Here is a 20,496-nt window from a genome sequence, read left to right on the forward strand (position 1 = left end):
ATCGTGATAGTGCAAATATAAGAAAAATAAGTCAGAAATCAAAGAATAACCGCGCTGCGGCAATGCTAATTAGCCATAAAGCCCGCATTTCAGTACAATACCTAAAAAAGATTTCAGGTAAATAATTTAAATTTTGAGTAGTCTAATTTTCGAAAACGATATATAAAGCATTTATGTCTTTGGAACTGCTGCGAAATCTGATTCGTTGTTTTCCACCTTATTAATATAAACTGTGTGAGTAGGGAATGGCAATTTTATCCCCTCATTTTCAAACCGTAGTTTAACACTTTCAAGGATATCACACTTCATGTCAAAAGCATGATCATAGTTTCGAGCCCAAGCCCACGCCCTAATTGTTACAGATGAATCATTAAGTGAAATCAGTGCGACCTTTACAATAGGAAGGTTTTTCTTGCGCATCGCACCAGAACGAACATCAAACAATAAAGGATGATTTAAACATTCCTCTTGAAGAATTTTCTTTGCCAATTGTACATTACTATCATAAGAAATTCCGATTTCGATTCTTTCACAAATTTTTTGCTCATTTAAATCATAATTCAATAATTTCTCTTTGTTAATTATTGCATTTGGAATTACGATCATTTTATTTGCAAAATTTTTAATCACAGTATGACGTAAGGTAATATCGGTAACAACTCCCACCAAAGAGCCACTTATTTCGATGGTATCTCCAATCTTAAAAGGCTTGAAGGCAACAATAAAAACACCTCCTACAAGATTTGAAAGTGCTTCCTGAGATGCAACACCAGCAATTAATGCTAATACTCCAGCACCGCCGAGTGCAGTTTGAGAAACTCCCTTTAGAGAGGGAAAAGCAATGAGACAAAATAACAGACCTACAAAATAGACAAGAAAAACTGCTATATAGCGCAAAAACTTGAAAGATGTAGGGTCTTCTTTCTCGCGAACTTTTTTCTCGATACTACGTATAAACCAAACATTTATGGTGGAGGCCAGTACAATAGTCGCAATTGATACCACACCAATGTAAATAATTAATTTAAAATGAGATTTACTTTCAGCAATATTTTTAGTTCCAAAAATAATTAAATATAGGATCATAATTCCCAGTACTAGCCACAGCGCATTCAAGATTCTGCGAACCAAATCAAAGGTTTCTATTGGCGCATTAGGATGTTTATCTGTAGTATTAGCTATAATTTTTTTCATGGTCCAGCTCGTAGCGTACATGAGTAGGAGGGTGAGAAAAATTACGAAAGCACTGTTTGCCAATTCGTCAGCATATTGACTTATAATTTCTTGCATAATATGTATCGTTCAAGTTATAATAAATGCAAAAGTATGAACTATGGGTGTTAATAATAGATGGTTAAAAAAATATTATGGACATAAAAAAGCCTATCTCGCACTTCTGAGCGTATAGGCTACTTTTTTGCATAAAGCCAAACATAAATCTTCGCACCTTTAGGTAGTGCTGAGCAGGGGGTACTTCATAATTTGATTTTATGCTAGTAATGACACCTTTATTCATGGCAATTTCTGCCACTAACCACTCATCATAGATTAGAGCCAACAATTTCAATCAAGAATCTATATATAATTACGACTTCACCGTTGACATTCCACCATCAACGTGCATAATCTGTCCCGTAATCCAAGCAGCTTTATCCGAAATTAAAAATTCAGCCATATTCGCAATATCTTCTGTTCTTCCAATTCTTTTCAGTGGATGTCTTTCGGCGTTGGCGTCTTTTTTCTGATCATTGTTCAAAAGCATTGCTGCCAGTGGCGTATCTGTCAAAGAAGGTGCAATACAGTTTACACGAATCTTTGGAGCAAATTCTGCCGCCAACGATTTTGTAAGTCCTTCGATAGCGCCTTTGCTAGCGGCAACCTGTGTGTGAAATGGGAGTCCTGTCTGAACTGCGACTGTAGAAAATAATACTATCGACGAATGTTCTGCTGCTTTTAATCTAGGCAATACCGCCTGAATGACCTTTACTGCACCACCAACTTGCAAATCAAAATCCGAAAGGAAGTCTGCCACCTTAATTCTTGTAAAAGGTTTAAGGTTTATAGATCCTGGACAATAAATTAGGGCATCAATTGTTTCAGGTAGAAAGTCAACATTTACTTCCGCCAATACATCCATCGAATGATATTCAACATTTGAAATATTTTCGGAAACCGCTGTTTTATTAAAAGTTCCAAAAACTTTGTGTCCAGCTTCTGAAAGTTGAGTTGCTAACTGCTTGCCAATACCAGAAGAAGCTCCGACGATAAAATAATTTGCCATAGTAATTTTTGATTTCGAATGAAATAATTTTGAGTACTCTAAATTTAGGGCTTCATAACCCATTTTGAGAAGGATTAGTAAAAGATTAGCAATCAGCAATCAGCAATCAGCAATCAGCCTTTAGCTTTATGACATTAGCTTTGACGATTCTTGTTTTTTTGGAAAGCTTTTTTTTTCCAAATAGTAAAGAAATTCGTAACCTTTCATTGAGGAATTAAAATCAAATTTTTAAATAAGCTAACAGCTAACAGCTAACAGCTAACAGCTAACAGCTAACAGCTAACAGCTAACTTCAATACTCAATCCCAACTATTTCAAAAGCCCTGTCTTCCTTTTCCAATTTCAAAATTGCCTTATCCCCAACTTTCTTTTCGATTAAAATTTTGGCTAATGGAGAAGTGAATGCGATTTTCATTTTTTTAATATCGGCTTCGTCAACTCCTACAATCTGGAACTTTTGTTTTTGCTTTCCACCATTGATAATTAGTGTTATCGTAGCTCCAAAGCGAACTTGGTCTAAAGGCTGATCGTCGAGCTTAATTATTTGTGCGGTAGCTATTCTTGTATTCAGCAAGGTGATTACTGCATTGATATGATTTACAGCTATCCGATGATCTGTTTCACTAGTTTTGTCCAAATCCTCACGTTTTTGAGTCAACATTTTTCGTTCGGCTAGTAGTTGATCGTACCCAACTTGCGTCACATAATTAATTTGTCCGTCGGGTAAATCTGCTCTCGGTGGCACAATCGGTAATTCTTCCTGATCATCTTCTCTTACAAACCCTCTACTCATAATTTAATTATTAATTATTAAACTGATACACCGAAAATGTATCCTACAAGCGCTGATAATCCCATTGCTGCCGTGCCCCAAAACGTAACTCTAATGATGGCTTTCATTGGATCGGCGCCGCCAGTTTTTGCAGAAATTGCTCCAAGAGTAATTAAAAATAGCAGAGCAAACCCGTAAATATAATATTCCAAACTTTCTATAGCCATAAACAAAACGACAAGCAACGGAATAGCACCTCCAACTATGAAAGCTGCTCCCGAAGCCAATGCAGCTTGCAAAGGATTTGCTTTGGACGTATCTGTAATTCCAAGTTCGTCACGCACGTGAGCTCCCAAAACATCGTGTTCAGTAAGTTCAAGCGCTACAATCATCGCAGTTTCCTTTTTCAAACCACGAGATTCGTAAATATCAGCAAGTCGCTGCAACTCTAATTCAGGCATAGTTTCAAGTTCAATTTTTTCTCTAGCAATATCTGCATCTTCTATATCGGTTTGCGAACTTACTGAAACATATTCTCCAGCCGCCATTGATAATGCACCGGCCACTACTCCTGCAACTGTTGCGAGAACAATGGCTTCTCGAGAACTTGTGGCCGCAGCAACTCCAATTGCCAAACTTGCAGTCGAAAGTATTCCGTCATTCGCACCCAGAACTGCCGCACGAAGCCAATTACTTCGATGTATATAGTGGTTGTGCATATAATCTTCTAGGTGCTCGGTTTCTAATGCCATATCTTGTTTGTGATTGTTGAAATTTATTAAAAGCTAAAGCTACAAAAACACTTTAATTTTTACTAATTACTGTGAAATAGAATAGGTCAAATTTTTATCTCCGTGCTGAATAATTTAATACGTGATATCAGCTTAACAACGCATTTTAAGTAAATATTCAGATACGAATCTCGGTATGGTCTTTAAAATAGCAGTAAGTTTGTGCTGGACGAAATTTTTAATTCTCTACCATTTTTGCAGTTTTAAAAACTACAAAATCGCCGCATTCTAAAATTAATCTCATTAATATATTAAAAATGATTCAGAATTATCTTAATCTAGAAGTACAGATCGGTACAGCCGATCAGATCAGCGAAAAAAGATCTACGCTAATCAAAATTATAAACAAACAAGAGAACCTCAATGCACTCGGACTTTCAGATTCTCTCAAAAGTCAAGTATTTTCTGCTTTCGAAAAGGAAACTGATCAAGTTTTTCTAAACTACGCACAGCAAACAGAAATTATAGTAATTTCTACTCAGAATGGTCTTGAAGACTGGCGTTGTCTTGGTGGAAATGTGACCAACCTTTTGCAAACTAATAAGATCGAAACTGCTATAATTGTAGAATTTGATGGATCAGAAGAACAAAAAAATGCTTTTTTAGAAGGAATGATTCTTTCAAGCTATATTTTCGAAAAATACTTGAAAAAGCAAAAGGCTTTTAAAATAATGGTCACAATTTCTGATTCTGCAATAACCGCAAAATCTTTAAAAGATCTGCAATCACTAACAACTTCGGTTGGAATGGTGCGCACAATGGTCAACGAACCTCTTAACAAACTTAATGCTCTCAGCTTTTCATCTTTAGCGGAAGCTATGGCAGAAAAATTTGGTTTCGAAACTAAAGTTCTGCATCAAGAAGAAATTAAAAAATTGAAGATGGGTGGACTTCTTGGTGTAAATCAAGGTTCTGAAACTCCTGCAACTTTTAATATTTTTACTCATAAACCTGCAAATGCAGTAAACGAAAAACCTTTGGTTCTAGTAGGAAAAGGTGTAATGTTTGATACTGGAGGTTATTCCGTGAAAGTGGGTGGTAATATGGTAGGTATGAAAGCAGATATGGCTGGTGGTGCTGCGGTCTTAGGGACTGTTGCTGCACTTGCAATGAATGAAATTCCATATTATGTAATTGGACTTGTGCCAGCTACCGACAATATGATTTCTGGAAAAGCGCTTGTCGTAGATGATATTATTACGATGATGGATGGCACGACTGTCGAAGTTCTAAACACCGATGCTGAGGGTCGTCTTGTCCTAGCCGATGCCTTAACTTATGCTAAGAAATTCAATCCTCAACTTGTGATCGATATGGCAACTTTAACTGGAGCTTCGGCTGCAATTACTGGTACTTTCGGAGTTGCAATGGCTGGAAATTCACAAGAAAATATGGATAAATTAATGGTTGCTGGAGACACGGTTTATGAGCGTTTGGTACAACTTCCTTTCTGGAAGGAGTATGAGAAATTACTTAAATCGAACGTTGCAGATCTTAAAAATATCGGTGGACCAATTGGTGGTGCAACCACTGCTGGAAAATTCTTAGAACATTTTACAGATTATCCATGGATTCACTTGGATATAGCCGGTGCTTCGTACCTGGAAAACAAAGATTCAGATTACAAACAACAAGGTGCTTCGGCTGTTGGCGTGCGTCTTATCTATCAGTTTATTCAAAATGAACTTGCTAAAAACGTCTAGATTTTCTAGGATTTAAATAAAAACTCCCTTCTTTTTAGGGGAAGTTGGGAGTTGCAGGCAGGTTGACTTTTAAGTTTAATTTGCCTGCTTTTTTTTTGGGCGTTGCCTTGCAGGCCGGGTTTTCCACTCCCAATCTTTTTGGTCAGAAAAAGACCAAAAAGGATTTGCTTCGGCAGTTCGCTTTGCTCGGGTTCGCTACAATCCCTAACGCAATCTCCGTATTACAATAATTAAAATCTTCGACTTTGAAATCTATTTAATAAAGCTATCTTTGCCCCGCGAAGGTTGAACTTTTGTTCATTAATAGGGAATCAAGTTAGTTCTTGAGCTGTACCCGCAACTGTAAGCTACCAAACTTTTTGTTATTACTTAAACCACTGAAATTCAGTTTTTCGGGAAGGTCAACAAAAAGATGCAAGCCAGGAGACCTGCCTTCACAATTATTTAATTGAACTTTCGGGAAGAAAAGTACATTAGCTAAGCAAATCTTTAAAAGGATTCTCTTCCTATTGTAACTATCAAACCACAAAGTTTCCAGCGCAAAACTTTAAATTTTATATAGTTATGAAAAGAATTACTCTAGTATTCTTACTTCTCGTTTCGCAAATGATTTTTGCACAGTTTACATCTCAAGACGTTAAATTCTTCGTAGGTACAGGCGATCAAACTGCGTATCTCGTGGTAGACTTTAAAGATGGGACAGAAGATCGTTCGTATGCGTGGGGCTATCGATACAATGCAGCAGATGAGCCAATAATGCTTGACATTCTAACTGCGGTACAAGCTGCAGAACCTGCTTTTACTATTGATCAAACGGGTGGCTTCTTAAATGATGTCTACTACAACGACCATAATGCCGAAGGTAGCGATCCAGATTGGTGGAGCACATGGCAAGGTGATTCTTTAAACACTTTGGGTATGAATGGCGGAATTGGCTCGGATGTAGAAAATGGATTTTGGTATGGACTTTCTTATGGATTCTCAAATCCAACAGCAGAGGCGCCAATAACTCCAATTGCAGCTTATAGTTCTCTGTGGTTAGATACTGCAAACATTACTGCAACAACAGGATCTGGCACAAAAAGTATTATGGTAATTGTAGATTTCGGAACTGAAACGGACGGCGTTGCAGATTCTTACGCTACAAATTTATTATATGAAGGAGAGATGACCGCAGATTACGCAATGCAGATACTTGAAGACTTTACCTCAAGTTTTCAATTTGAATATACTGAAACTGCTGTAATTGAGGCTAGCTACTTTGACAATTCTGCTGTAAATACAACTGACGCCCAGTGGATGTTGTTTGGAGGTACCAACCTTTCTAATTGGAAATCGGTTGCTAATACAACTACTGTAATTCCAGAAAATACTTTGCTTGGATTTAGATATGGAAATATCAGACCAATCACGCCTCAAAATGCGAATGTTGCATTGCTTGGTACAGAAACTTTTACTGCTAGTAATTTCTCAATTTATCCAAATCCAGCATCATCAACAATTTCAATTTCATCAAATGAAATTTTTGAAACTGTTAGCGTGTACAATATGATGGGAGCAGAGGTAATCTCTACAACAGGAAATTCTGTGAATGTTGAAAATTTGGCTTCGGGAGTTTACATCCTAAAATTGTCAAACAATTCTCAATCAATTACAAAGAGATTTATCAAAAAATAAATTCCTCTAATATTTAAAAAGCGGTCAAGAAAATTTTTGAAATTTTCTTGACCGCTTTTCTGCTTTATAAAAATATCTTCAATTAGCTTTTCAACCAATTTCCGATAATCGTTTTTCCGTTTGGCGTAAGCACACTTTCTGGATGAAATTGTACTGCTCTCACGTCGTATATTTTATGCCTCAAGGCCATAATTTGATTTTGATCATCAATCGCAGTGACTTCTAGAGACTCAGGTAAATTATTTTCGATTACCCACGAATGGTATCTGCCAACCAAAAATTCCTTTTCGAGTCCTTCAAATAGAATTTCATTAGCGACAACAACTTTCGCTATGGTAGAAACGCCGTGGTATACTTTTTCGAGATTAATTAATTTACCTCCAAAAACTTCTCCAATTGCTTGCAGTCCCAAGCAAATTCCTAGAATACTTTTTTCTGCGGCATAAGTTCTGATTACATCTTTCAGCAATCCTGCTTCATCAGGAATTCCTGGACCTGGCGACAAGACAATTTTATCAAAATACTGCACATCTTCTATATCAAATCGATCGTTTCTATAAACCGTCACTTCATAATCAAAGGACTGAATATAATGAACAAGATTAAATGTGAAGCTGTCGTAGCTGTCGATTACAAGGACTTTTTTCATTTGATATACTGGCAATAGGATAACGTTTAATTCTCAATTTTTGTAAGCGGTCTGCATATATTTGGCGAAAGCCTTTTAAAAATTATTCACTCAGTCGTAGCTTAATTGTCTCAACGTCTATGGAGAGAGCTATTTCCGCGTTTATCGGCAACTGAGTTGGATAATCAAAGAATAACGCTTTTCTGTTGCGTGCCGCTTTAATCAAATAGCCATTTCCTTTGAAATAGCAGTCTTTGACCACCACCACTAATGGCGACTCTTCTGCTGGAAATAATTCATGAGGATAAACCAAAATCTCTTCTTCGCCTTCATATTCGCTCATTAATTCGGTAAGGGCAATTGTATTGACTTCGCCGTATAATGACGCAACATATTTATTTTTAGGTTGCAGAAACACATCGGCGGAAGCGCCAAAATCTTGAAGTTCTCCTTTTTTTAAAACCACTGTCTTGTCAGAGAAAGACAGCGCATCTGTACTGTCGTGGGTTGCGACAATACAGCTGATGTTCTTCGACTTGAGATAGGCAAAAAGATTTCGCCTTAGCGAGCCTTTGCGAAAACTATCAATATTACTAAAAGGTTCGTCGAGAAGTAATAGCTGTGGTTCAACGGCAAGGACGCGCGCAAGTGCAACACGTTGTTGCTCACCACCGCTTAAATTCTTTGCTTTTTTATCTGCATATTCTGTCATTTCGACCATAGAAAGTAGTTCAGCAACGCGTTGATTTTTGTACTCCTTATCGACATTCGAAATAAATTTACCAACGTTTTCAGCTACGGTTGTATAGGGCATCAAATCAAAATCTTGTGCAAGATATTTGATGTTGTCATGTCCGGGAACCAGATTGAATTTAGGACCCAAAAGTTTTTTATCATCGAAAATTATTTCTCCAGAATTTACATCATATAAACCATAAATCAATTTCAACAAGGTGCTTTTTCCGCAACCGCTTTCGCCAATGAGCGAAATATTTTCGCCTTGTTTCATGCTTAAATTTATACCTGACAAAACTTTTTCTGTCTCGTACGAAAATGAGAGATCGCTAATAGTTAACATTTATAGAAGGAGTTTTTTTAAAACTGATTGAATATTGAAAGATTTCAAAGATACGATTATAATAAAAAAGAGCGAAATGCATTTGCAATTTCGCTCTTAGTAGAATGTATTTATTGTTTTGAAACCTTACTTGATGTAATTTTTAAAATCATTAGTCGATATTCTTGCTTTGAGATCGTGTAGCAAATTATAAAGTCCAAAAAATGTTCTGTTTATGTACAAAAAATGTCTTGATCCACGGTTACCATTCATCTTACGCAACTGTGTATCTTTGGCAAATTCTTCTCCCATTTCAGCAATGCTAGCAAAAAACACTTCGTCTGAAAAGTCAAAATTTTCTGTGTGGAAAGGTTTTGTAAAAAGGGAAAGCATTTGGTGAAACAATCTTTTAAAGTAAGCAACTTCCTCCGCACTATCATCCAATCGTAAAATCTCTAACTCATATAATTTTTCTGTAAATCGTTCAGGGTTGTTAATAACGTTAGGATTTGCAAGTTCAAAATATGGAACATAAAAATCTTCTGGAACAATTTTAATACAACCAAAATCAATAGCAATCAATTGACCTTCTTTGTCAATCAAGAAATTCCCTGGATGCGGATCTGCGTGAACTTGTTTAAGAACGTGAATTTGATACATATAGAAATCCCACAATGCTTGACCAATTCTGTCACCAAGTGCAGCATCAGTATTCGCGGCAGCAAATTCAGATAAATGCAAACCATCAATCCAATCCATAGTTAAAGTCTTTGCAGAAGACAATTCAGGATAGTATTTTGGAAATCTAAGATTTGGAATGTGTCCACAGGCAGTGGCAATCTCAATACTCTGACGAAGTTCCAACTCATAATCTGTTTCTTCTAGCAATTTGCTTTCTACTTCTTGAAAATATTTTTCCGAATCTTTTCCTTGAAGATTAAACATCTTGATGGCTATTGGTTTCACCAAAGCAAGATCTGAACTAATACTTTCGGCAACGCCAGGATATTGAATTTTTACCGCAAGTTTCTTCCCATCTTTCATCGCTTGGTGCACTTGGCCAATACTTGCCGCGTTGATTGAATCTGGACTAAACTCATCGTAAATTTCTTCTGGAAATTTTCCAAGATATTTTTTAAATGTTCTACGTACAAGTGGTGCAGACAAAGGGGGTACAGAAAACTGCGACAGAGAAAATTTTTCAACATACTGTCGTGGCATAATGCTTTTGTCCATACTCAACATCTGTGCAACCTTTAGAGCACTTCCTTTCAGATTTTTCAATCCGTCGTAAATATCTTCAGCGTTATTTTCATTCAGTTTATCGCGGTTTAAGGATGGATTAACCATCTTTTCGCCATAGTATGAAATATAATTTCCGCCAATTTTGAGTCCAGTTTTAACTAGTTGCCCAGCCCGCTCAATCTTTGTAGTAGGAATTTTATCTAATGTTTTCATTAAGTGTTTTTTGTAAAATAATCTAGTTTACATTTTGCGTTCTTTCCAAAGAAATTTTCCAAGGTCAATAATATTGTCCAAAGGCTTAGTATCCAATAAATCAACTACTGTGTTCACAGATTTTTCAATGATAATATCTGTTTTTTCAAATCCTTTTGAATTATCCTCCAACCAGAATTTCAAGATAAACATAAACTGAACCCAAGATCCTTCGCTATAGATTGGCTCTGTAGCATTTTTAAATTTCGAATTGTTCGGATTATCTGACTGAATAATATTATTCACGAAGTCTTTAAAGAAATGACGCATCTTTTTAAGCTGATTCAAATTCTTCAAACCTTCTTCGTTTTCTTTAAGCGTTGCCAAAACATATGATCTATTTAAAGTCAAAATTTCAAATAGCGTATAATATAATGTAAGGAGTTTGTTTTTTGGTGTGTAAGTTGCATACACTTGTTCTTGTGAAATTGTAAGGATTGCATTCTCAAAAAACTTAACCCAAATATCTTGTTTAAGATTTTGTAGCGAGCCAAAATGCATATAAAAATCTGTATCGCTTAAACCAATTTTTTTACAGAAACTGTAAACGTTTTTTGGTTCTTCGCCATTTTCCATAAAGTCCTCCATATAGAGGGCAATTATCTGATTTTCATCTAATTTGATTGGAGATTCAGCTACTGGTAAGTTTTCGAATGTGTTTTTCTTTGCGGCGGCCATAGTGGTTGGTTTTTATTTGACTACGTAAAGTTACCACCTATATATTTTATTAATTAGAAACAATTGTTAAAGTAAAGCGTGAAATGAGTTATAATATGAGAAATATCTAATATAATCTTTTGTTATCTAAAAATAATGTGAAATGCTGAACGTCAGCGCTCTAATTTTTACTTTTTAAAATACAACTGCTTTATTCCCGCTTTTAGAAAAGGCACTATTGGAAGCGTTTTCATTATTTGAATGTCGGTAAGCAGAGAACTTTCGTTGCCCAAAAATGGAATTATCTTAGTTGGATTCAGTTTTCCAAACATTGTGCTGAAAATCTCTTTTCCAGTCGCTTTTTTGCTAATTAAAACTTCTAATAATGTTCGGTCGTACCAATTGAAAATCTTGTCGCTAATAGAAAGCGCTTTCGTGGGAGATTTGTTTTCAAGAAGTCTATTTACAATTTCTTCTGAATTCTTCTGGATAAATTGAAAAGTATAACCACTACTTGCTTTAGTAAAACCTCCAGCCGTTCCGATGTTTATTATTCTAGATTCAATTGATTTAAATCTCTCAAATTTCGCCATCGTCATCGGGATTACTCCAAATTCGGTATGTTGAATTTCGTAGTTTTCAATCGCTAAATCTTCTTTCAAATACTTTTTGATTGCCGTTTTGTAATCTTCTTTTTTTAATAGCTCAGGGCTAAATAAAGTGTACTCAATCAATGCCTCCGTTTCAGAAGTTGGAAGTACATACATAAAAGTAGCGCCGTTTTCTTGACCAACAGAAAAGTCCATAAGTGTTCCCACAGTATTATCAAATTTTGGAGAATCAGTTTTGATCACCCAACCTTCAAAGTGCTGAAGTAATGTATTTGATTTATCTATGGTTGGATGAAACAAAGAAGTTGAATTGAAGATGTAATCCGCGGTAAATACTTTGCCATCGACAGTTACCGAAGCGCTTTCTTCAGATTCATCAAGATTTTCAATTCCACCGTAAAAAAATTCTACATTTGGAAATTTTTTGGCGAAAGCCAGCACGTTTTCGTAGAAATCAATTCCGCGAATCATCTTATAACTGTAATCTTCAAGGTGAAACTGCTTGGTAAATTTTTCGGTTTTAAAAATAAGATTATCCCATTTATGATATACGATTGGTTCAAAAAGGCCAGGCTTTTTTTCCCAGAAACACCAAGTCCTATCGTTTTCAGTTTTATGATCTCGGTCCAAAACTAAAATTTTTTTGTCCGATAGTTTTGGCTGATTCAGAATCGTATAAAGTAAACTCAAACCAGCACATCCAGAGCCAGCGATGATATAATCGTATTTCATTAATTTCAGATTGATCATGAAGTATTTGTAAACTTCTGTTTACTGTTTAGTTCAAAATTCAGAAAAGGAAAGGTAGTAATTTTTGAATCAATATCTGTAGGAAAGCTGTGGATAGAACGCTTAATCTTACGTTAAGAATGGAATTTTTATAGAACTTTATTGTTTTCGAACCGAAAGTGCTTACTTTAAAAAAGTAATTTTACGATCAAGCGTTAAGTTTTTTGTTAAGCTCTGAATATATTCGGCGAAAGCCAAAACTTTTAATTTAAATAGTGTTTGTAAATAGCACTTCAAATTCTTTATGAAACAAACTTTAAGCAATCCGATTTTATATTTAATGAGCATTTCTGCGGGATTGGTAGTGGCAAATTTATATTATAATCAGCCTTTATTGCATCAGATAGCAACCACATTTGGAGTTTCGGATTCTGCAGTAAGCAACGTCGCTTTGTCCACGCAAATTGGATATGCATTGGGACTTTTGTTTATAATTCCGCTGGGAGATAAGGTTTCGAATACCAAAATATTGCAAATCGATTTTATTCTGATGATTGCGTCTCTGATTGCTGCGGCACTTTCTGATAGTTTGATGCTGCTTATTATTAGCAGTTTTTTTATTGGATTCACATCTTCTTTACCACAATTATTTGTGCCAATGGCAGCAGCGCTGAGCGATGAAAAGGGCAGAGGTAGAGCGGTGGGAATTGTAATGAGCGGACTTCTAATTGGAATTCTAGGAAGCCGAGTTTTGAGTGGCTGGGTTGGAGATCAGTTTGGCTGGCGCACGATGTATTATGCTGCGGTTGTGATTATGGTGGCACTTTTCATTTTATTAAAATTTAAACTGCCAACAATTACTCCTAGTTATAAAGGTACCTACGGAAGTTTGATGAAAAGCCTTTGGCATTATTTTAAAACCGAACCAACCTTGAGAATTGCAACACTGCGCGCTGCATTGGCGTTTGCGGGATTGAGTGCGTTTTGGACAACTTTGGTTTTCTTGATGGAAGATAATTTTGGTTACGGAAGTGGTATTACGGGAGCTTTTGGATTATTCGGAGTGGTTGGAGCACTTGCCGCAACAGTGGTAGGGAAAATGAATAATCGAGTGAGTTCCAACAAAATACTTATTTACTCGGCCTTGCTGTTGATTATTTCTTGGGTGATTTTTTACTTCTCTGCACATTCGATTATTGGTTTGATTGCTGGAGTAATTTTGGTAGATTTAGGAATGCAAGCTTTGCATATAACCAATCAGAATATTATTTTCTCTAAAAATCCTGAGGCGAGAAATCGAGTCAACACCATTTATATGGTAGGATTTTTCATTGGTGGAGCAGTAGGGACGGTCTTGGGTGCCGAGGCTTGGAAAAATTACGGATGGACCGGAGTAGGAGCTCTGGGACTTATATTATCAGTTTTGATTTTGGTGGTGCATCTCGTATTTCAGAAGAGAGAAAGAAAGATAATTTAAAAATAAATCTGTTTGAGATTATGAAATATATTAATTTATTGAAAGAAAAATTATGGCTAAGAAGATAGAAGCGAAAGACGAAAAATATCTAAAAAGATGTATTGAACTAGCAACCGAATCGCTAGAAGCTGGTGATGCGCCCTTTGGATCTGTTCTAGTTGACAAAGATGGAAAAATAATTGCAGAGGGCAGAAATCGCGCGAACGAATTAAATGTCTTAGCGCATCCAGAAGTTGAAATGGCGCGTTGGGCAGCAGATAATCTGAATGCTGAAGAAATTGCCTCAACTACAATGTACACCAGTGGTGAGCATTGTACCATGTGTTCTGGTGCTCACGGATTGGTAGGAATAGGAACATTGGTATATTTAAGTTCAGGCGAACAGCTTTTTGAATGGCAAAAGGAATTTGGCGCATCACATTCAAAACTGATATATATAAAAGTAGAAGATGTAATTAAGAATGTAGAAGTTCGAGGACCTGCAGAAGGAGATTTATTAGAAGAAATAAAAAGTATTCAGAAACGTTTTTATCAGAAGTAGAAATTTAGTGCTAAAAATAAGATTTTTTAATGTGTCATGATCTTGAAAATGATTAACTTAGTGTTGTATTAAGTTTTTAAAATTAAGCTCAAAAGTTCTTTTTACCCCAACTGTTAAAATCAACCGATATGAAAAATCTTGTAATTTATTATATCTTTATTTTCCTTCCTTTCCCTATAATTTATATGATTTCGGAATCAGGAAATAATGCTTTAGCTGGTGGTTTATTAATTGGTTATGTGATTTACAGAATATTTGTAGATTACTACCGATTAATAGCTAAAGGTTTAATGAAGAAGAAAGATTTCTATAAAATTCTACTTCCTTTTTGGCGTGCCCAATTTTTTAAGGAAATGTACTTTGAAAAGTAATTCGGGAGCTAGATTAATTAAAAAGAAAACTTCCCTAAAACATTTTGTTTTAGGGAAGTTTTTTATTTGATCTAGAGTTTGCTCTTTATCAAAATTAATGAAAGAATTCTGAAGTGAATTATCGAAATATTCAGGCTATATCAAAATCAAAAAAAAAGGTTCGTGTCACTCAAAAAATGACACAAACCTTTTTATAAAATATATTTTTAAAACCTATAAGTGAATTACTTCTCCGTAAGCTGCAGCAACTGCTTCCATTACCGCCTCACTCATTGTTGGGTGTGGGTGAATTGCTTTAAGGATTTCGTGTCCTGTTGTTTCAAGTTTTCTACCTACAACTGCTTCAGCAATCATATCCGTAACACCTGCACCAATCATATGACAACCTAACCATTCGCCGTATTTTGCGTCAAAGATTACTTTTACAAAACCGTCCGGAGTTCCAGCTGCTTTGGCTTTTCCTGAAGCTGTAAATGGGAATTTACCAATCTTTAATTCGAAACCAGCTTCTTTAGCTTGCTTTTCAGTCATACCAACAGATGCGATTTCTGGAGTAGCATAGGTACATCCAGGGACATTTCCATAGTCAATAGCATCAACGGCAAGACCTGCAATTTTTTCAACACAAGCAATTCCTTCAGCAGAAGCAACGTGAGCAAGTGCTTGTCCTGCAACAACATCTCCAATTGCGTAATATCCTGGGATATTTGTTTGGTAGAATTCGTTTACCAATATTTTGTCTCTATCTGTAGCAATACCAACTTCTTCAAGTCCGATATTTTCGATATTTGTTTTAATTCCAACTGCTGAAAGCAAAATGTCCGCTTCGATAACCACTTCACCTTTGGCAGTTTTTACCGTAGCTTTTACGCCTTCGCCAGTAGTATCGATTGATTCTACTGAAGCATTTGTCATAATTTTGACACCAGCTTTTTTCATAGATTTTTCCATTTGTTTAGAAATATCTTCATCTTCGACAGGAACGATAAGTGGCATATATTCAACAATAGTAACTTCTGTTCTCATTGAATTATAGAAATGTGCAAATTCAACTCCAATAGCTCCAGATCCAACTACGATCATAGATTTAGGTTGAGTAGGCAAGGTCATTGCTTGACGGTATCCGATTACTTTTTTTCCATCTTGTGGAATATTTGGCAATTCGCGAGAGCGAGCTCCAGTAGCAATGATAATATGGTCTGCAGAATATTCTGTAGTTCCTTCTTCAGTTTTTACAGAAACTTTCTTTCCAGCTTTTAAAGTTCCAAAACCATTAATGACATCAATTTTGTTCTTTTTCATTAAGAATTGAACTCCTTTGCTCATTCCGTCTGCAACATCTCTAGAACGACCTACAACAGCCGAAAAATCTTTGTCAAATTCAGAAATAGTCAATCCGTAATCTGAAGCATGTTTTAGGTAATCAAAAACCTGCGCCGATTTAAGTAGTGCTTTGGTTGGAATACAACCCCAATTTAAGCAGATTCCACCAAGACTTTCCTTCTCGATAATGGCAACTTTTTTACCTAATTGAGAAGCTCTAATTGCTGCTACATATCCACCAGGACCACTTCCTAAAATAATGATGTCGTATTTCATCGTATGATTTATTATTGTTGAAAAATATCTAATTTGTAAAGAAATCGCTTAGCGCGAAAATTCTGTCTGCGAAATTAAGGAATATATATTAAAATAGGAATTTCGGCGGCGATTATCTACTCTTTTGAATTGGAATCTACTGCTGAAATTTTACTGAAAGTCTGCGCGAAGGACAGTAGCGGCATCCCCCGATGGTTATCGGGGATATAGTGGATGGCCTGACCCAAAGGGTCGCGCCCAAAAATAATGTATTATATAAAATCGTCTTCTGTTGCTTCGACGCTAATTTCTTGTTCTGTGAGAAATTGTGAATTGTACAAATGCTGGTAAAAACCTTTGTCTTTTAGTAGAAGTTCCTCGTGAGTACCTTGCTCGACAATCTTCCCTTTTTCCATCACCACAATTTTGTCAGCATTCATAATTGTAGCTAGCCTATGGGCAATAACGATTGAAGTTCGATCTTTTGTCACAGTTTCAGTAGCTTTCTGAATCAACTCTTCAGAATAAGAATCGATAGAAGAAGTCGCTTCGTCAAGAATCAAAATCCCTGGATTGCTCACGTAAGCGCGTAAAAATGCAATTAGTTGACGCTGTCCCGAAGACAACATCGCGCCGCGCTCTTTTACGTTATAATCATAACCATTTGGCAGGTCCATAATAAATTCGTGTACTCCAATAACCTTTGCCGCAGTGATCACATCCTCGCGACTCACATTAGGATTTTTGAGCATAATATTATTCATAATCGTATCTGCAAACAAGAAAACATCTTGCAAAACAACGGCAATTTCACTTCTTAAAGAGTCTAATGTATAGTGGTTTATATCTACTCCATCGATGCAAATTGAGCCGCTTTTGATTTCGTAAAAGCGGTTTAAAAGATTGATAATTGTCGATTTTCCGGCGCCGGTCGAACCAACTATTGCAACAGTCTGACCCGGTTCAATATCCAGATTTATACCTTTAATAACTTCCTCATTTGGAATATAAGCAAAGTGAACATCTTTAAATTCAATCTTTCCAGTAAAGTTTTTAGCTTCGATTGTACCGTCAACTTGAGTTTGATCTTCAGTGTCCAAAATGGCAAAAACCCTGTTGGCAGCAATCATTCCCATCTGCATCTCATTGAATTTATCCGCAATTTGACGAAGCGGATTGAATAGCATTCCGATAAACATGGTGTAGGAAAATAAATCTCCAAAAGTAGTTGTATTGTCTCCGCCCATAATTTTGATCCCGCCGTACCAAACCACAAAACCAAGGGTTAGCGAGGTAATAATATCGGCGATCGGAAAGAAAACGGAGTTATACCAAATTGTTTTTACCCAAGCGTCTTTATGTTTGGCATTTATCTTTGCAAACTTTTCAGCTTCAATGTTTTCACGGTTAAAGAGTTGAACGATTTTCATTCCCGTAACTCTTTCCTGAACAAATGTATTAAGGTTGGAAACTTGATTTCGAACTTCCTCAAATGCGACTTGCATTTTTCGCTGAAAAACTCTGGTAATGATCAGTAGTACTGGCATTGCTATTACAACGATCCAAGTTAATTTCCAGTTCATGTAAAACATAAAAAGTAAAATCACCGCCATCTTCATCAAGTCACTCAGAATCATAAAAAGTCCTTGACTGAAAATCCTTGCAATTGCTTCAATATCACTCACCGCGCGAGTTACAAGCTGACCGACTGGTGCATTGTCAAAATATTTCATTCGGAAGTGCAAAATGTGACCAAACATCTTTATTCGGATATCTTTTACGATATCTTGGCCGAGCCAGTTTGCCCAATAGACGAAGAAAAATTGGGATAAAACCTCTAGAATTAGGACAATCCCCATTAAAACAACGTACATCAAAAGTCCGCCTTTATCGTCGGTTTGCAGATATCCATCAACCGTTTGCTTAAGCAAATAAGGACGTAAAGCCGCAAAAACCGATAGTGAAATAGCAAATGCAATCACACCATTAAACCGTCCTTGATAGGGTTTTGTGAATTTTAAGATCCTTTTGAAGAGGCCAGTATCGAATGCTTTTGCTTTCATTTAAAATTTTTAAGGAGCTATTTGTTTTGCTCGCTATGGGTGTATTTTCAAAATCTATAATTCTTTTTCAAAGTAAAAAATTCGTTCTACGAATAGAAATCTAATCAATTGGAATTAGAAATGTAATCGTACTCAACTTCTGTAAGATACAAACCGTGAGCGGGGACCGAGAACCCGGCTTCGGATCGCTTTTTACTATCAATTATAAATTCAAATTCTTCCAATGTTATTTTGTTTGTTCCAACATTTATTAATGTCCCAACAATTGCTCGCACCATATTTCGCAAAAAACGATCGGCGCTTATGGTAAAAATAAGGGAATTCTCATTTCTTTCCCAAACCGCTTTTGTGATTTTACAACGAAAGTTATTAACCTCAGTATGGACTTTCGAAAAACTCTCGAAATCAGTTTTTTGTAATAAAATTTCTGCCGCCTTATTCATTAACTCCAAATCTAAAGTATGTCGGAAATACCAACTTCCCTCGATATAAAAAGGATTTTTATGCTGATTTATCAGATATTCGTACGTTCTTTTCTTTGCGTCAAAGCGGGCGTGCGCATCTTGTGCTACTGGCAAAATATCTATAACGGCAATATCTTTTGGTAACAGGGAATTGAGTTTAAAAATACATATATCAACTTCATACGGCAGCATTTCTATTTCAAAATGTGCATACATAACTTGTGCATGAACGCCAGTATCTGTGCGCCCTGCAGCAACTACAGATATTTCTTTACGCAAAATCGTGTGCATAGCCTTTTGCAAAGTTTCTTGAACACTTAGGGCATTAGGCTGTATTTGCCAACCGTGATAAGCAGTTCCCTTGTACGAAAATTTTAAAAAATACCTCAATCGCAACTTTTTTTTTTGACTGATGCAAAGATACTTATAATTTGAGGAGGTTTGAAATGACGAATTGCAACAAAATGTTAATTTAAAGACGGTTGAATTTTAGTAATTTTACCGAAAGTATTCTTTAAAAACCTCTCCATGACTCGTATTTTACTTCTTTCCGACACACATTCATATATAGATGATAATATTATCGCTTATGCAAAAACGGTAGACGAAGTATGGCATGCTGGAGATATTGGGAATCTTGCTGTTACCGATGCATTGGCGAAGATAAAACCACTTCGCGCTGTTTATGGCAATATTGATGATCACCTGGCAAGGTTAACTTTCCCGCTGAACAATCGTTTTATGTGCGAAGGAGTTGATGTTTGGATTACTCATATTGGCGGATATCCAGGAAAATATAGTCCAGCTATAAAAGAAGAAATGGCAAACAATCCTCCAAAACTATTTATTTGCGGACATTCGCATATTCTGAAAGTGATTTTTGATAAAAAGAATAATCTCTTGCATCTAAATCCCGGTGCTGCAGGTATTAGTGGTTTTCATCAAGTGCGGACTATGCTACGTTTTAATATTGATGGTGAGAATATTAAAGATTTAGAAATAATTGAGTATCCTAAAAAAGCATAAAAAAAGCCCGAACATTTGTTCGGGCTTCTCTTCGCACTAATAAACTAAGATTATAGGACTACCTCAATCTGTCTACTGATTTTACGAGATCTTCATCCTTTTTGATGGCTTTGTTGGCCAAAACCAACATCACGATAGAAACAATAGGTAGAAACATCCCAATACCTTTCTCAGAAACTTCCGCCTCTCCAGATACATTTAGAAAACGATATACAAACAATCCCAATAAAATTAAATTCAAAATTATCACAACTCGGTTTACTACAAACTGTTGTTGTCTTTTTTTATAGGTCAATATACTCCATACAATTAATGCTGATCCCAAACCGAATAACACGGTATAAATCTGATCTTGCATAAAGTAGAAATCACCTGAATCTTTTAATACCCATAACGGCGTCAAAAACGGAACTATTGCCATAAAAATAAAGGCTATAAATAGGTACACTGTCTGAATACGTTGAAGCATGTTTTGTAATTTAAAGACACAAAAATATATTTTCTTTTTTACATAAACTATTGTATCGTAAATGTTTTTTCGTATTATTGCATAATAAAGTCGTAAGTACTTCA

The 20,496-nt window shown here is 36.0% G+C and carries 19 protein-coding genes and 1 riboswitch; of the genes, 6 read left to right on the forward strand and 13 right to left on the reverse strand.

Annotated elements, in window-relative coordinates:
- Positions 1–171: 171 nt before the first annotated feature.
- The 4 genes from SBO79_RS08580 to SBO79_RS08595 all read right to left on the reverse strand — a co-directional run bounded on the left by SBO79_RS08580 (position 172) and on the right by SBO79_RS08595 (position 3,805).
- The gene (locus SBO79_RS08580; protein WP_318640005.1) at positions 172–1,290 is read right to left on the reverse strand and encodes a mechanosensitive ion channel family protein; all 1,119 of its coding nucleotides are present in this window, start codon (positions 1,288–1,290) and stop codon (positions 172–174) included.
- Between the two features lie 295 nt (positions 1,291–1,585).
- A complete protein-coding gene (locus SBO79_RS08585; RefSeq protein ID WP_318640006.1) occupies positions 1,586–2,281 on the reverse strand; it encodes an SDR family NAD(P)-dependent oxidoreductase in 696 nt (231 codons plus the stop codon).
- Positions 2,282–2,573: 292 nt separating this feature from the next.
- The gene (locus SBO79_RS08590) at positions 2,574–3,074 is read right to left on the reverse strand and encodes a GreA/GreB family elongation factor (RefSeq protein ID WP_318640007.1); all 501 of its coding nucleotides are present in this window, start codon (positions 3,072–3,074) and stop codon (positions 2,574–2,576) included.
- Between the two features lie 17 nt (positions 3,075–3,091).
- A complete protein-coding gene (locus SBO79_RS08595) occupies positions 3,092–3,805 on the reverse strand; it encodes a VIT1/CCC1 transporter family protein (protein WP_318640008.1) in 714 nt (237 codons plus the stop codon).
- A gap of 296 nt (positions 3,806–4,101) precedes the next feature.
- Here SBO79_RS08595 and SBO79_RS08600 point away from each other — a divergent pair, with 296 nt between their 5' ends.
- Positions 4,102–5,547 carry a leucyl aminopeptidase family protein gene (locus SBO79_RS08600; protein WP_318640009.1) on the forward strand — a complete coding sequence of 482 codons (1,446 nt, stop codon included), beginning with the start codon at positions 4,102–4,104 and terminating at the stop codon, positions 5,545–5,547.
- Positions 5,548–5,812: 265 nt separating this feature from the next.
- A riboswitch (cobalamin riboswitch) is annotated at positions 5,813–5,997 on the forward strand.
- A gap of 114 nt (positions 5,998–6,111) precedes the next feature.
- Positions 6,112–7,224, forward strand: coding sequence for a T9SS type A sorting domain-containing protein (locus SBO79_RS08605; RefSeq protein ID WP_318640010.1), 1,113 nt, complete (start codon positions 6,112–6,114; stop codon positions 7,222–7,224).
- A gap of 82 nt (positions 7,225–7,306) precedes the next feature.
- On the opposite strand, the gene SBO79_RS08610 is transcribed toward SBO79_RS08605, so the two are convergent.
- The 5 genes from SBO79_RS08610 to SBO79_RS08630 form a co-directional block, all read right to left on the reverse strand.
- Entirely contained in the window at positions 7,307–7,873 is a 567-nt protein-coding gene (locus SBO79_RS08610; protein WP_318640011.1) for an anthranilate synthase component II, read from the reverse strand.
- 82 nt (positions 7,874–7,955) lie between these two features.
- Positions 7,956–8,930, reverse strand: a complete 975-nt coding sequence (locus SBO79_RS08615; protein ID WP_318640012.1) for an ABC transporter ATP-binding protein — start codon at positions 8,928–8,930, stop codon at positions 7,956–7,958.
- A gap of 126 nt (positions 8,931–9,056) precedes the next feature.
- On the reverse strand, positions 9,057–10,367 hold the full coding sequence (locus tag SBO79_RS08620; protein ID WP_318640013.1) for an ABC1 kinase family protein: 1,311 nt from the start codon (positions 10,365–10,367) through the stop codon (positions 9,057–9,059).
- 27 nt (positions 10,368–10,394) lie between these two features.
- Positions 10,395–11,084, reverse strand: coding sequence for a TetR family transcriptional regulator C-terminal domain-containing protein (locus tag SBO79_RS08625; protein WP_318640014.1), 690 nt, complete (start codon positions 11,082–11,084; stop codon positions 10,395–10,397).
- A gap of 167 nt (positions 11,085–11,251) precedes the next feature.
- Positions 11,252–12,406 carry a lycopene cyclase family protein gene (locus SBO79_RS08630; RefSeq protein WP_318640015.1) on the reverse strand — a complete coding sequence of 385 codons (1,155 nt, stop codon included), beginning with the start codon at positions 12,404–12,406 and terminating at the stop codon, positions 11,252–11,254.
- A gap of 301 nt (positions 12,407–12,707) precedes the next feature.
- On the opposite strand from SBO79_RS08630, the gene SBO79_RS08635 reads away from it, so the two are divergent.
- The 3 genes from SBO79_RS08635 (at position 12,708) to SBO79_RS08645 (ending at position 14,792) form a co-directional block, all read left to right on the forward strand.
- The gene (locus tag SBO79_RS08635; protein WP_318640016.1) at positions 12,708–13,880 is read left to right on the forward strand and encodes an MFS transporter; all 1,173 of its coding nucleotides are present in this window, start codon (positions 12,708–12,710) and stop codon (positions 13,878–13,880) included.
- 52 nt (positions 13,881–13,932) lie between these two features.
- On the forward strand, positions 13,933–14,421 hold the full coding sequence (locus tag SBO79_RS08640; protein WP_318640017.1) for a nucleoside deaminase: 489 nt from the start codon (positions 13,933–13,935) through the stop codon (positions 14,419–14,421).
- 128 nt (positions 14,422–14,549) lie between these two features.
- The gene (locus tag SBO79_RS08645; protein ID WP_318640018.1) at positions 14,550–14,792 is read left to right on the forward strand and encodes a hypothetical protein; all 243 of its coding nucleotides are present in this window, start codon (positions 14,550–14,552) and stop codon (positions 14,790–14,792) included.
- A 213-nt stretch (positions 14,793–15,005) separates the two neighbouring features.
- Here the strand turns inward: SBO79_RS08645 and lpdA are convergent, their stop codons facing one another.
- The 3 genes from lpdA to truA form a co-directional block, all read right to left on the reverse strand.
- On the reverse strand, positions 15,006–16,391 hold the full coding sequence (lpdA, locus tag SBO79_RS08650; protein WP_318640019.1) for a dihydrolipoyl dehydrogenase: 1,386 nt from the start codon (positions 16,389–16,391) through the stop codon (positions 15,006–15,008).
- A 251-nt stretch (positions 16,392–16,642) separates the two neighbouring features.
- The gene (locus SBO79_RS08655) at positions 16,643–18,433 is read right to left on the reverse strand and encodes an ABC transporter ATP-binding protein (protein WP_318640020.1); all 1,791 of its coding nucleotides are present in this window, start codon (positions 18,431–18,433) and stop codon (positions 16,643–16,645) included.
- A 104-nt stretch (positions 18,434–18,537) separates the two neighbouring features.
- A complete protein-coding gene (gene truA, locus SBO79_RS08660) occupies positions 18,538–19,287 on the reverse strand; it encodes a tRNA pseudouridine(38-40) synthase TruA (protein ID WP_318640021.1) in 750 nt (249 codons plus the stop codon).
- A 138-nt stretch (positions 19,288–19,425) separates the two neighbouring features.
- Here truA and SBO79_RS08665 point away from each other — a divergent pair, with 138 nt between their 5' ends.
- On the forward strand, positions 19,426–19,923 hold the full coding sequence (locus SBO79_RS08665) for a metallophosphoesterase family protein (RefSeq protein WP_318640022.1): 498 nt from the start codon (positions 19,426–19,428) through the stop codon (positions 19,921–19,923).
- Between the two features lie 58 nt (positions 19,924–19,981).
- Here the strand turns inward: SBO79_RS08665 and SBO79_RS08670 are convergent, their stop codons facing one another.
- Complete coding sequence (locus SBO79_RS08670) at positions 19,982–20,392, reverse strand: DUF4293 domain-containing protein (RefSeq protein ID WP_318640023.1); 411 nt, start codon at positions 20,390–20,392, stop codon at positions 19,982–19,984.
- Positions 20,393–20,496 lie beyond the last annotated feature (104 nt).

It is taken from the genome of Flavobacterium ardleyense, from assembly GCF_033547075.1.
In the GTDB taxonomy this organism is placed as follows: domain Bacteria; phylum Bacteroidota; class Bacteroidia; order Flavobacteriales; family Flavobacteriaceae; genus Flavobacterium; species Flavobacterium ardleyense_A.

What these genes read in the sequence shown, in the direction of transcription:
- SBO79_RS08595 (WP_318640008.1), bottom strand. Translation starts at nt 3,805, where the DNA reads ATGGCATTAGAAACCGAGCACCTAGAAGATTATATGCACAACCACTAT.
- SBO79_RS08645 (WP_318640018.1), top strand. Translation starts at nt 14,550, where the DNA reads ATGAAAAATCTTGTAATTTATTATATCTTTATTTTCCTTCCTTTCCCT.
- SBO79_RS08605 (WP_318640010.1), top strand. Translation starts at nt 6,112, where the DNA reads ATGAAAAGAATTACTCTAGTATTCTTACTTCTCGTTTCGCAAATGATT.
- SBO79_RS08600 (WP_318640009.1), top strand. Translation starts at nt 4,102, where the DNA reads ATGATTCAGAATTATCTTAATCTAGAAGTACAGATCGGTACAGCCGAT.
- SBO79_RS08610 (WP_318640011.1), bottom strand. Translation starts at nt 7,873, where the DNA reads ATGAAAAAAGTCCTTGTAATCGACAGCTACGACAGCTTCACATTTAAT.
- SBO79_RS08640 (WP_318640017.1), top strand. Translation starts at nt 13,933, where the DNA reads ATGGCTAAGAAGATAGAAGCGAAAGACGAAAAATATCTAAAAAGATGT.
- SBO79_RS08590 (WP_318640007.1), bottom strand. Translation starts at nt 3,074, where the DNA reads ATGAGTAGAGGGTTTGTAAGAGAAGATGATCAGGAAGAATTACCGATT.
- SBO79_RS08655 (WP_318640020.1), bottom strand. Translation starts at nt 18,433, where the DNA reads ATGAAAGCAAAAGCATTCGATACTGGCCTCTTCAAAAGGATCTTAAAA.
- SBO79_RS08670 (WP_318640023.1), bottom strand. Translation starts at nt 20,392, where the DNA reads ATGCTTCAACGTATTCAGACAGTGTACCTATTTATAGCCTTTATTTTT.
- SBO79_RS08635 (WP_318640016.1), top strand. Translation starts at nt 12,708, where the DNA reads ATGAAACAAACTTTAAGCAATCCGATTTTATATTTAATGAGCATTTCT.
- SBO79_RS08630 (WP_318640015.1), bottom strand. Translation starts at nt 12,406, where the DNA reads ATGAAATACGATTATATCATCGCTGGCTCTGGATGTGCTGGTTTGAGT.
- lpdA (WP_318640019.1), bottom strand. Translation starts at nt 16,391, where the DNA reads ATGAAATACGACATCATTATTTTAGGAAGTGGTCCTGGTGGATATGTA.
- SBO79_RS08665 (WP_318640022.1), top strand. Translation starts at nt 19,426, where the DNA reads ATGACTCGTATTTTACTTCTTTCCGACACACATTCATATATAGATGAT.
- SBO79_RS08625 (WP_318640014.1), bottom strand. Translation starts at nt 11,084, where the DNA reads ATGGCCGCCGCAAAGAAAAACACATTCGAAAACTTACCAGTAGCTGAA.
- SBO79_RS08585 (WP_318640006.1), bottom strand. Translation starts at nt 2,281, where the DNA reads ATGGCAAATTATTTTATCGTCGGAGCTTCTTCTGGTATTGGCAAGCAG.
- SBO79_RS08620 (WP_318640013.1), bottom strand. Translation starts at nt 10,367, where the DNA reads ATGAAAACATTAGATAAAATTCCTACTACAAAGATTGAGCGGGCTGGG.
- SBO79_RS08615 (WP_318640012.1), bottom strand. Translation starts at nt 8,930, where the DNA reads ATGTTAACTATTAGCGATCTCTCATTTTCGTACGAGACAGAAAAAGTT.
- SBO79_RS08580 (WP_318640005.1), bottom strand. Translation starts at nt 1,290, where the DNA reads ATGCAAGAAATTATAAGTCAATATGCTGACGAATTGGCAAACAGTGCT.